This is a genomic window from Actinomadura sp. NBRC 104412 (assembly GCF_030269515.1).
Lineage (GTDB): Bacteria > Actinomycetota > Actinomycetes > Streptosporangiales > Streptosporangiaceae > Spirillospora.
This window is the reverse complement of record NZ_BSTM01000012.1, coordinates 66756-78073: the sequence shown is the minus strand read 5'-3', so window position 1 is coordinate 78073 and position 11318 is coordinate 66756. Positions and strand designations below refer to the sequence as shown.

10 protein-coding genes and 1 pseudogene are annotated in these 11318 nt (G+C 72.4%); 5 read left to right on the top strand and 6 right to left on the bottom strand.

Translation table 11 applies throughout. The features are described from left to right. Window positions 1–8: 8 nt before the first annotated feature. On the bottom strand, window positions 9–602 hold the full coding sequence (locus QSK21_RS17065) for a YHS domain protein (RefSeq protein WP_285696905.1): 594 nt from the start codon (window positions 600–602) through the stop codon (window positions 9–11). A 127-nt stretch (window positions 603–729) separates the two neighbouring features. Further along, window positions 730–2043 (bottom strand): KamA family radical SAM protein, encoded by a 1314-nt coding sequence (locus tag QSK21_RS17060; RefSeq protein WP_285696903.1) that lies wholly within the window; start codon window positions 2041–2043, stop codon window positions 730–732. A gap of 355 nt (window positions 2044–2398) precedes the next feature. Between QSK21_RS17060 and QSK21_RS17055 the strand changes: the two genes are divergently transcribed. From QSK21_RS17055 to argS, 4 genes are all read left to right on the top strand, one after another. Next, the gene (locus QSK21_RS17055; RefSeq protein ID WP_285696902.1) at window positions 2399–3265 is read left to right on the top strand and encodes an alpha/beta fold hydrolase; all 867 of its coding nucleotides are present in this window, start codon (window positions 2399–2401) and stop codon (window positions 3263–3265) included. 114 nt (window positions 3266–3379) lie between these two features. Further along, entirely contained in the window at window positions 3380–3778 is a 399-nt protein-coding gene (locus QSK21_RS17050) for a hypothetical protein (RefSeq protein ID WP_285696900.1), read from the top strand. Between the two features lie 131 nt (window positions 3779–3909). Beyond that, entirely contained in the window at window positions 3910–5091 is a 1182-nt protein-coding gene (plsX, locus tag QSK21_RS17045; protein ID WP_285696898.1) for a phosphate acyltransferase PlsX, read from the top strand. A gap of 56 nt (window positions 5092–5147) precedes the next feature. Continuing rightward, window positions 5148–6893, top strand: coding sequence for an arginine--tRNA ligase (gene argS, locus QSK21_RS17040; RefSeq protein WP_285696897.1), 1746 nt, complete (start codon window positions 5148–5150; stop codon window positions 6891–6893). A 7-nt stretch (window positions 6894–6900) separates the two neighbouring features. Here argS and QSK21_RS17035 read toward each other — a convergent pair whose 3' ends face one another. Together QSK21_RS17035 and QSK21_RS36130 are read right to left on the bottom strand one after the other, a co-directional pair. Next, complete coding sequence (locus tag QSK21_RS17035; RefSeq protein ID WP_285696895.1) at window positions 6901–7044, bottom strand: hypothetical protein; 144 nt, start codon at window positions 7042–7044, stop codon at window positions 6901–6903. A 125-nt stretch (window positions 7045–7169) separates the two neighbouring features. Further along, window positions 7170–7799 (bottom strand): annotated as a pseudogene (locus QSK21_RS36130) (LLM class flavin-dependent oxidoreductase); the annotation flags it as partial. Between the two features lie 254 nt (window positions 7800–8053). Here QSK21_RS36130 and QSK21_RS17025 point away from each other — a divergent pair. Further along, window positions 8054–9013, top strand: a complete 960-nt coding sequence (locus tag QSK21_RS17025) for a hypothetical protein (protein ID WP_285696891.1) — start codon at window positions 8054–8056, stop codon at window positions 9011–9013. Here QSK21_RS17025 and QSK21_RS17020 read toward each other — a convergent pair. Then, window positions 8982–9884 carry an aldehyde dehydrogenase family protein gene (locus QSK21_RS17020; RefSeq protein ID WP_285696890.1) on the bottom strand — a complete coding sequence of 301 codons (903 nt, stop codon included), beginning with the start codon at window positions 9882–9884 and terminating at the stop codon, window positions 8982–8984. The genes QSK21_RS17025 and QSK21_RS17020 overlap by 32 nt on opposite strands. Next, window positions 9877–11307: an aldehyde dehydrogenase family protein gene (locus QSK21_RS17015; protein ID WP_285696889.1), complete on the bottom strand. Its 1431-nt coding sequence runs from the start codon at window positions 11305–11307 to the stop codon at window positions 9877–9879. Before QSK21_RS17015 ends, QSK21_RS17020 begins: the two co-directional genes overlap by 8 nt. Window positions 11308–11318: the final 11 nt, after the last annotated feature.

The window sequence follows — 11318 nt, the reverse complement described above, 5'->3', positions numbered from 1 at the left end:
CCACCCGTTCAGGCGCTAGCGGCACGGGCGGCCTTCTTCTCCTGCCTCTTGACGAACTCCGTACGGCAGTCCTCGCAGCAGAACCCGTACAGCGTGCCCTCCCACTCCAGGGTCGGGGCCTTGTCCAGCATGACGATCATGTCGCAGATCGGGTCGACGACCGCCCGGCCCTCGGCCAGGTCCTGGCGCAGGGGGTCGTTCATCATCTCCACGAGCCCGGTGGAGGTCTTGACCTCGCCGCGCACGCCCATGCTCCCGTCGGCGACGCCCAGGACGTGCACCTGGACGGCCGCTCCGGGGTCCTCCTCGACGATCAGCCGGGTGAACGTCGTGATGACGTACTCGCTGGTGTCCTTGCGCCAAGGCCCGGGGACGTGGACGCGGACCAGGTACGGAGGCGGGTCGCCGGCGAGGTCCGAGCCCACGACCCAGGTCTCGGGCTCGTGCAGCACCACGTGGAACTGGGACGCGAAGACGGCGGCCTGCCGCTCGTCCATCTCTTCTCCGGCCCCTGTCATGCAGCCCATGAACCCCTGGGCGAGCCTGCGGCGGCGGTCGGCGGTGAGGCGGCCTTTGGGGACGAACACTTCGGTGAACATCATGCCGCCAGGCTGCCGGGCCGTTCTGCCAGATCGCTCGCAGGCGTCTGTCAGGGCAGGCGCCCGCCGGGCAGCGGACCCGGGTGGGGAGGAGCGCCCCCACCCGGGACGTCGCCGTTGCCAGGGGACGCTATTGCCAGGGGAAGCGGTCGGCGAAGGCGGGTTTGAGATCGTCCAGCCACACGGCGGTGGGGTCGTACTCGGCGAAGAAGGGCCTGCCGACCAGCTCGGGATCGCGGCACTGGATGAAGTGCAGCGCGAACACCTTCTGCCCGGCCACCTCCACCACCCCGTCCACGCACACCTTGCCGGGGGTGGCGGACATGGACGGGCCGCGGACGGTGCGGGACAGGCCGGAGATGCCCGCGAAGGCGTCCCGGAAGATCTCGTACGCGCGGGCCAGCGGGACGGCGAAATAGTCCTGGGGGCCGGTGTCGCGCTCCACGAACATGTAGTACGGGACCAAGCCCATCCTGGTCTGCGCGCGCCACATGGTGTTCCACACCGCGGGGTCGTCGTTGATGGTGCGGATCAGCGGCGCCTGGGTGCGGATGACCGCGCCGGTGCCGCGGATGCGCCGCACCGCCTCGGTGACCGCCAGCGGCTCCAGCTCGCGCGGATGGGTGAAGTGGGCTTGGAAGGCCAGGTTCTTGCCGGACTCCACGACCTGCTCGAACAGGCGCAGCATGGCCTCGGCGTCGGGGTCGGTGACGAACTTGGCCGGCCAGTAGGCCAGCGCCTTGGTGCCGATCCTGATCGACTCGAGCTGCTCCAGTTCCAGCAGCGGCTCGATGTAGCGCCGCAGCACCGGCTCACCCATGATCATGGCGTCGCCACCGGTGAACAGGACGCTGGTCACCTGGGGATGGGCCAGCAGGTAGTCCCGCAGCCGGCCGGAGTCGTCCCCGGCCATCTTCAGATCGGGCTCGCCGACGAACTGCGCCCAGCGGAAGCAGTAGGTGCAGTAGGCGTGGCAGGTCTGGCCCTGCTTGGGGAAGTACAGCACGGTCTCGTCGTACTTGTGCTGGAGCCCGGGGACCTTGCCGTCGCCGAAGCTGGGGATGTTCAGCTCCATCTGCCCGGCCGGGTGGGGGTTGAGCCGCATCCGCACCTGGTGCGCGGCGGCCTCGATCTCTGCCTTGGGCGCCTCGCGGCGCAGCAGGTCGCAGAGCCGGGCGACATCGGCCTCCGGGAGCATGTCCGCACTGGGGAACACCAGCCGGTAGATCGGGTCGTCGGGAGCGGCCGACCAGTCGATCAGCTCCTCGACGACGTAGGCGTTGGTCCGGAACGGCAGCACCGTCGCGACCGCCCGGATCTCCAACCGTTCCCGCGCGCTCAGACCCGCGCGGGCGGTCAGCTCGTCGAGGTGCTTCGCCGTGAAGGCGCGGAAATTACGACCGGAGGATCGCAGGGCGGGAGCCGCGTCGTTCACCAGTGTCACGTGTTGGGTCTCCTTGACGTCAGCGGGGAGTCGCGCCCGGAGGGGCCGGGCGCGTGGACATAACGGATAGTGATGGCTGTGGCCCGGCACACCCCCCTTGAAGCGGTTCAAACATCCCTATAACGAATATCTACCCGCATGCCACAACAAAGATGCTGGTCACCAGCAGATCTGACAAATCGGACGAACGGCGGTGCGGGTCCCCGTCCCAGGTCCTGGCGGTTACGGGATGTGAGGCGTTCTCCGCGTCCCAGTGTGCCTATGCTGGGGCCCGCCGTACAGGGTCCGCCCTGGTCGCGGCGAACGGCGGCGGCACTACGGGTACGGCACTCCGGGTACGGCGAGGAGCGGCACGATGACCGGGACCGGATACACCTCGACGCTCGCCGAGGCGGCGGGCGAGCGGGTCGACCTGATCGACACCGGCCGCCGCGACGGCCCCCCGCTGCTGATCACCTCGGGGCTCGGCGGCGCGTGGTTCGACTGGGACCCGTCGGTGGCGCTCCTGCGGGACGCGCACCGCGTGCTGATCTACGACCGGCCCGGACTGGGGCTGAGCCCCGCCGGGCAGGCGCCGCCGAGCCTGCGCCGCGATGTACGGATCATGGCCGGGCTGGCGGAGGACGCCGGCCCGCCGGTCACCGTGCTGGCCCATTCCATGGGGGCGTTCGCCGCCGAGGCGCTGGCCAGGGCGCATCCCAAGCTGGTGAACGCGATGGTGCTCGTCGATCCGAGCTACGAGCACGCCCCGCGCGGACGGCCCCGGGTGGCGGCCGTGCTGCACCCGCTGACCAGGGCACTCGCGGCCGTCCTCGACCTGACGCGGCTCGCCCGCCTGGCGGGTCCCGCCGGACGGCGCGTCGTCCTCGGCTTCACCAGCGACCGGGACGACACCGTACCGAAGGGCCTGGTCCGGGACGTGTACGGACGCGGCACCGTGCTCGGCACCATCGTGGCCGAGGAGTTCGCCTACCGGGAGATGGCGGCCGACCTGGCCGCGCTGCGCGAGCGGCGGCCGTTCCCCCCGATCCCGCTGATCGTGCTGACGGCGCTCGGCGACGTCCAGGACACCGGCCGGGGACGGGAGTGGTCACGGGGGCACCGCCTGCTGGCCGCGATGAGCCCGCGCGGACGGCAGGTCGAGCTGCCGGGGGCCAGGCACATGCTCCAGCTCGACCGGCCGGACGCGATCGCCGACGCCGTCGCCGGGGTGCTGGGATGAGCCCGCGGCCGGACCGCCCCCGGCGCCCGCCTCCGGGCAAGGACTTGCCCGGAGGAACGGAAAACCTGGGCACGTCCCGCATACCGCCCCGTCTCCGTGGCGACGAAACGGCTTGTGAAGATCACCCGCACACGCGTGGTGGCGGCGGGCGCGACCGGCCTGGCCGGGGCGATAGCCGCCACCGCCTTCTTCCTGCTGACCGACTCCAAGGAACTGCGCTACCCGACCCAGACGGCGCTGCGCAACGCGCTGGCCGCCAACGCCACCGAGGAGCTGCGCGGCCGCGGCGTCTCCCTGGCCTCGGCGTTGCAGTGCACCGACATCGAGGGCTGGACCAAGCTGAGGCTGCGCGCCGGCTGCAAGGGCACGACCACCGACCGGCGCGACGTCCAGGTCATCGGCACCGGCGAGGACAGGACCAAGACGCACCACTTCACGATCCTGATCGACGGCCGGCCGGTGGTGGAGAACGCCCGCTGCCTCGGCGCCGACTGCCGCCGCGAGACGGGCTGACCGCGCCCGGAACGCCGTCGCCCGCCCGCCCGAGCACAACCCGCCGGTCGGGGCGGGTGAAGGGACCGCCTAGCATGCGATGAACCGCCGTCATCCGGCACATCGCGTCCTTTCACCCACCTGGAGTCGCCATGACCGGCACGGGCGGGCGCCCGCGCCCGGCGCCGCACCGTACCGAGCAGGCCGTGCCCGCCACGGCCGCCGGACGGCTCGCGCCCGTGGCGGTGGACACCATGGGCGGCGACCACGCCCCCGGGGAGGTCATCGCCGGGGCGGTGGCGGCCGTCCGCGAGCACGGCGCCCGGCTGGTGCTGGTCGGGCGCGCCCCGCGGATCCGCGCCGAGCTGGAGCGCCACGGGGCGGCCGGCGAGATCCCGATCGCGCACGCCGACGAGGCGCTGGACATGGGCGAGGGCGCCCTGGCGGGCTGGCGCAAGCCGCGCTCGTCCATCGCCATCGCCTGCCGCCTGATCAGGCAGGGGCGGGCGTCGGCGCTGGTCTCGGCCGGGACGACGGCGGGCGTGGTGGCGACCGCGCGGCTGCGGCTCAAGGGGCAGCAGGGTGTGATGCGTCCCGCGATCGCGGTGACCCTGCCCACGCGGCCCCGCCCGACCGTGCTGCTGGACTCCGGCGCCACCGTGGACGTGAAGCCCGAGACGCTGGTGCAGTTCGCCGCCGTGGGCACCGCGTACGCGCAGATCCTGCTGGGACTGCCCAGGCCGCGGGTGGGCCTGCTGAACATCGGCGCCGAGGCGGGCAAGGGCAACAAGGCCACCAGGCGGGCGTACGAGCTGCTGTCCGGCGGGCAGCAGGGCATCGAGTTCGCCGGGAACGTCGAGGGCCACGACCTGCTGAGCGGCGCGGTGGACGTGGTGGTCGCCGACGGCTTCACCGGCAACGTGGCGCTGAAGACCATGGAGGGCGCCGCCCGCGCGGCCCTGGAGGAGCTGCGGCGAACCATGTCCGGCAGCCGGGCCGCCAGGTTCGGGACGCTGTTCCAGCGCCGCCGGCTGCTGGAGCTGAGGGAGCGGCTGGACGCCGAGACCTACGGCGGCGGGGTGCTGCTCGGCCTGAACGGGACGGTGGTCATCGCGCACGGGGCGTCCAGGGCCCGCGCGATCACCTCCGCCTGCCTGCTCGCCGAGGAACTGGTGGCGGGGCGGATCGTGGACCGGATCCGCGAGCAGGTCGGCGCCCTGCGCACCCCGTCCAGGCTCGGCCGCCTGACGGGCCGCGACAAGGAGGAGCGGGAGCGCGGCTCCGATCCCGACACGGCGCCGGAGGCGGCCGAGGACGAGCCCCGGGAGCGCTGATCACCTCCCTGGCGAATGTGTCCGGTCCGCTGCCGCGGCGCCGATAACCTTGGCACATGCCCGATCCGCAACTCGTACTCGCCGCCCGGGTCCAGGCCGCGCTGGCCGCCGCCTTCGGACCGTCGTACGCGGACACCGACCCGGTCATCCGGCCGTCGCAGTTCGCCGACCTCCAGGCCAACGTGGCGCTGCCGCTGGCCAAGAGGCTGGGCCGCGCGCCGCGCGAGGTGGCGAACGAGATCGTGGCCAGGCTGGACGTCGCCGACGTGGCCTCCGGTGTCGAGGTCAGCGGGCCCGGCTTCATCAACCTGACCCTCAAGGACGAGTGGATCGCGGAGCAGGCCCGGCGGGTCCTGGAGGAGGAGCGGCTGGACGTGCCCCCCACCGAGGCCCCCCAGAGGGTCGTGGTGGAGTACTCCTCGCCCAACGTCGCCAAGGAGATGCACGTCGGGCATCTGCGGACGACGATCGTGGGCGACGCGATCGCCCGGATCCTGGAGTTCCTGGGCCACGAGGTGATCAGGGACAACCACATCGGCGACTGGGGCACCCCGTTCGGCATGCTCATCGAGCACCTGCTCGACCTCGGCGAGGAGGCCGCCGCGCGGGACGACTCGTCCGTCAGCGACCTGACCGCGTTCTACCAGGCCGCCCGCCGGAAGTTCGACTCCGACGAGGAGTTCGCCGACCGGTCGAGGCGGCGGGTGGTAGCACTTCAGTCCGGCGACCCCGAGACGCTGCGGCTCTGGAACCTGCTGGTGGACGTCTCCAAGCGGTACTTCAACTCCGTCTACCGGCGGCTGCGGATCACCCTCACCGACGCCGACATCAAGGGCGAGAGCTTTTACAACGACATGCTCGGCCCGATCACCGAGGAGCTGGAGTCCCGCGGCATCGCGGTGATCAGCGACGGCGCGCTGTGCGTGTTCCCGCCCGGGTTCAAGGGCCGCGACGGGGAGCCGCTCCCGGTGATCCTGCGCAAGAGCGACGGCGGCTACAACTACTCCACCACCGATCTGGCCACCGTGAAGTACCGGGTCGAGACCGAGCGGGTCAACCGGATGGTCTACGTGGTGGGCGCGCCGCAGTCGCTGCACTTCCAGATGGTGTTCGCGGTGGCGCGGATGGCCGGCTGGCTGCCCGACGAGGTGTCGGCCGAGCACGCCGAGATCGGCAACGTGCTGGGCACCGACCGCAAGATCCTGCGCACCCGGGCCGGCGGCACGGTCAAGCTGAGCGAGCTGCTGGACGAGGCCGTCGAGCGGGCCGGGGTGGAGTACGACAAGATCGAACGCGAGGAGTCGCTCGGCGAGGAGGAGCGGGCCGCGATCGTGGAGGCGGTCGGGATCGGCGCGGTCAAGTACGCCGACCTGTCGACGGCCCGCGACAGCGAGTACGTCTTCGACTTCGACCGGATGATCGCCTTCCGCGGGAACACCGGCCCGTACCTCCAGTACGCCGTCGCCCGGATCCGGTCGATCTTCCGCAGGGGCGGGCTGCGGCCCGAGGAGGCGCACGGCCCGATCGTGCTCGGGCACGAGGCCGAGCGGGCGCTGGCCCTGCACCTGCTGGGCTTCGGCGCGGTGCTGGAGCAGGCGGGCGCGACCGCCGAACCGCACCGGCTCGCGGGCTACATCTTCGATCTGGCCTCGGCGTACACGGCGTTCTACGAGAACTGCCCGGTGCTGAAGGCCCCGGACGAGGAGACGAGGGCGTCCCGGCTGGCGCTGGCCGCGGCGACGCTGCGCACGCTGGAGACCGGCCTCGGCCTGCTGGGCGTGCCCACGCCCGAGCGCATGTGAGCGCGGCTCACAACCTCGCGCGCTCGCGCCCGACGGTCTCCCGCACCTCCGGGACGATCTCCAGGGCGAACACCTCCAGGCCGGCGGGGTCGCCCCCGTACAGGAACGAGTCCACGCCGTACCCGACGGCCAGTTCGGCGATCTCGTCCACCCAGCGGGCGGGTCGCCGTTCAGCAGGCCGCGCGGCGCCGACCGCCGTGCCGCGCCGCGGTCGATGGAGCCGTTCAGCACGTAGACGCGGCGGATCTCCGCCGGGTCGCGTCCCGCCTCGAGGGCGGCCTCGTCGATCCGGCGCTGCGCGTCCGGCAGCCGCGCGGGCGGGACCCGCGACGACATCGCGATCCAGCCGTCGGCGATCCGCCCGGCCAGGGCCAGCGAGCGCGGCCCGGTCACCCCGAGCCACACGCCGATCGGGTGCGCCGGTGCGGGACCCGGCCTCGCCCCGTCCACCCGGTAGTGCTCGCCCCTGAAATGGATGCCGTTGCCGCCGTCCCACATCGACCGGACGACCAGCACCGCCTCCTCCAGCGCGGCGCGCGCGCCGGCGGCGGGCAGGGGCCGTCCACCGAACGACCGGACGCCGTCCGGAGCCGTGCCGCAGCCGAGGCCGAGCTCGACCCGGCCGCCGCTCAGCACGTCCAGCGACGCGATCGTCTTGGCGAGCACAACGGGCGGGCGCAGCGGCAGGCAGGCCACGGCCGGGAACACGCGGATCCGCCTGGCGGCGGCCAGCACGGTCGCCATCAGGGCGGGCGCGTCCAGGCACCGGCCGTCGTACGGACGGTCGGCGATCCCGAGCAGGTCCAGGCCCAGCCGGTCCGCGCGCTGAGCGGTGGTCACCGGCTCCGTCCCGGCGTCCGGATCGAGATAGTGGCCGAACCGGAGTCGCCGCCCGTAGTCCCCCATGCCGCCCCGCGGGTGTTCCTACCGGAGGTGGCCTTCGGCCTCGCCGTGCGGCCGTGCCTCCGCGCCGATCAAGGGCATGTCCGGCGAAGCCCCGCCCCCGTCCACGGTTGTGGACGGGCTTCGCCGCCGGTTCCCGCGCTCAGGACTCGTCGCGCCTGCTGGTGAGAGACGAGAGGAAACCGGCGCCGCCCGAGGGCCGCATCGCCTCCATGTTCGTCCTGGGGTCCGTCCTGGGGTCCGTCTTGGGCTCGACCATGGGCGCCGGCATCTCGGACGACGGCGCCGCGGACTCGGCGCGTGCGGTGGTCCTCCGGGGCGGACTGGATCTCGCCGTGATGCTTCGAGAGCCAGGACTTCTCGCCCCGGAGCCGCCTGTGCCAGACGTGCTGCGCGTCCCCGAACTGCGCGTGCCGCTGCGCGAACTCGTGCTGCGTGACGCCGTGCTCCGTGTGCCCGTGCTCCGTGTGCCCGTGCTGCGAGCGCGCGTGCCGGTACTGCGAGCGCGTGAGGTCGTGCCGCGCGATGTCGTGCCGCGCGTCCCGGTGCTTCTGGACGTGCCCCGCGTCCCACCTGAACGGGACGTGGTGCTCCTTGTGCTCCGCCCGGTGGCGGGAGCGGACGTGGTGATGGCCTTGGCCGCGGCGTTCATCGCCCGTGACGCGTCGGTCATCGCCTTGGTGGCGGTGGTCATGGCCTTCGTCATGGCCGTCATGGCCTTGGCCGAGGAGGTCGCCTTGGTCGCCACCGACCTCATCTTGGTGGCGGCCGACTTGGCCTCGCTGGCCGCTTTGGTGACCTTGGTGGCCGCCGCCTTGGAGCTACGGCTCTGCGCCGCGGACGTCCGGCTCGTCCCGGAGCGGCTCGTGCCGGTCCTGGACCTGCTCGTGCTGGACCGGCTCGTGCCGGACCGGCTGGACGTGCTCGCGCGCCTGGTCGTGCCCGTGGATTTGGACGAGGTGCCGGTGCTCCGGCGGACGGTGGTCCGCGGCGCCGTCGCCGTCTGCGCGGCACTCGTGGTCTTCCTGGCCTTCTTGGTGCCCGTCGTACGCGCCGCCGTTCCTCGGCCCGACGCCGTACGCGATGTCCTCTGTGTCGGCACTGATCTTCCCCCCCGTGATGATCAGTTACGGGGAGACTATTCCACAGATCGTGACGGTCTACACACTTTCCGCCGATCGAGGATCAGACGCCCACCGGATGCCAGACCGTCTTGACCTCCAGGAACGCGGTCATCCGCGCCGTTCCGGGATCGCCCGTCCAGTCGTCGCGCGCGCCCGCAGCCCCTGCCACGCCGCCGTTTCCGGCGGCCGCGCCGGGACGCAGTACGCGCTTGAGGTTCTCCGCGGCGGCCTCCTCCAGCTCGCGCACCCGGTCTTCGGGGACGCCCGCGAGATCCAGCGCGTTGACGTCCATGTGCGAGGCAAGCCAGGGCAGGAGTTCGTCACGTCGCCCGGTGAGCAGGTTCACCACCCCGCCCGGAAGGTCGGAGGTCGCCAGCACCTCCGCGAGCGTGATCGCGGGCAGCGGCGCCGGCTCGGAGGCCACCACCACGCAGGTGTTGCCGGACACGATCACCGGCGCCACCACCGACACCAGGCCGAGCAGCGGCGAGTCGGGCGCCGCGATCCCGACGACCCCGGTGGGCTCGGGCGTGGAGAAGTCGAAGAACGGGCCCGCGACCGGGTTGGCCGCGCCCGTGACCGCGGCGAGCTTGTCGGCCCAGCCCGCGTACCAGACCCAGCGGTCGATGGCCTCGTCGACCTCCGCGACCGCCGCGTTCTTCTGGAGGCCCGCGGCGCGCAGCTCGTCGACGAACTGCGCGTGCCGTCCCTCCAGCATCTCGGCGACGCGGTAGAGGATCTGGCCGCGGTTGTAGGGGGTGCGCCGCGACCAGCCGCCGAACGCCTTGCGCGCGGCCGTGACGGCGTCCCGCAGGTCCTTGCGGGACGCCTGGGACGCGTTCGCCAGGAACCGTCCCTTGGCGTCGTTCACCACGTACGACCTGCCGGACTCGGACCGGGGGAACGCGCCCCCGATGAACAGCTTGTAGGTCTTGCGCACGGCCAGCCGGTTCCGCTCAGACATTCAGGTACGCCTCCAGACCGTGCCGGCCGCCCTCGCGGCCGAACCCCGACTCCTTGTAGCCGCCGAACGGCGACGCGGGGTCGAACTTGTTGAACGTGTTGGCCCAGACCACGCCCGCGCGCAGCCGCTCGGCCATCCACAGGATGCGGGAGCCCTTCTCCGTCCAGACCCCGGCCGACAGCCCGTAGGGGGTGTTGTTGGCCTTCTCCACCGCCTCGGCGGGCGTGCGGAACGTCAGCACCGACAGCACCGGCCCGAAGATCTCCTCGCGTGCGATCCGGTGCGACTGCGCGACCCCGGTGAACACGGTGGGCACGAACCAGAACCCGCGTTGCGGCAGCTCGCACGGCGGCGACCAGCGCGTGGCGCCCTCCCGCTCGCCGATCTCCGACAGCGCGCGGATCTTCGCGAGCTGCTCGGCCGAGTTGATCGCGCCCACATCGGTGTTCTTGTCGAGGGGGTCGCCGACGCGCAGCGTGGTCATGCGCCGCTTGAGCCGGTCGAGGAGCTCGTCGGCCACCGACTCCTGGACGAGCAGCCGCGAGCCCGCGCAGCACACATGTCCCTGGTTGAAGAAGATCCCGTTGACCACGCCCTCGACCGCCTGGTCCAGCGCCGCGTCCTCGAAGATCACGTTGGCGGCCTTGCCGCCCAGCTCCAGCGTCAGCTTCTTGCGCGTGCCCGCCACCGCCCGCGCGATCTGCCGTCCCACCTCGGTGGACCCGGTGAACGCGACCTTGTCGACGCCGTCGTGCTCCACCAGCGCCCGGCCGGTGTCGCCCGCGCCGGTGACGATGTTGACCACGCCCGGGGGCAGGTCCGCCTGCCGGCAGATCTCGGCGAACGCCAGCGCGGTCAGCGGCGTCGTCTCGGCCGGCTTGAGCACCACCGTGTTGCCGCACGCCAGCGCCGGGGCGATCTTCCAGGCCAGCATCAGCAGGGGGAAGTTCCACGGGATGACCTGACCGGCCACGCCCAGGGGCCGCGGGTCCGGTCCGAACCCCGCGTGGCCGAGCTTGTCGGCCCAGCCCGCGTAGTAGAAGAAATGGGCGGCCACCAGCGGCAGGTCCACGTCCCGCGACTCGCGGATCGGCTTGCCGTTGTCGATCGACTCCAGGACGGCCAGCTCGCGCGAGCGCTCCTGGACGATCCGGGCGATCCGGTAGAGGTACTTGGCCCGCTCGCGGCCCGGCATCGTCCCCCAGACGCCGTCGTAGGCGGCACGGGCGGCGGCCACCGCGCGGTCGACGTCGGCCGCGTCCGCGCAGGCGATCTCGGCCAGCGGCTCCTCGTTGGACGGGTCGATGCTCTTGAACGGCTCGCCGTGGCCATCGACGAACTCGCCGCCGATGAACAGCCCGTACGAGGGCCGGATGTCGACGACGGCACGTGACTCGGGGGCCGGTGCGTACTGGAAGTCCATGGGTCCCCCGG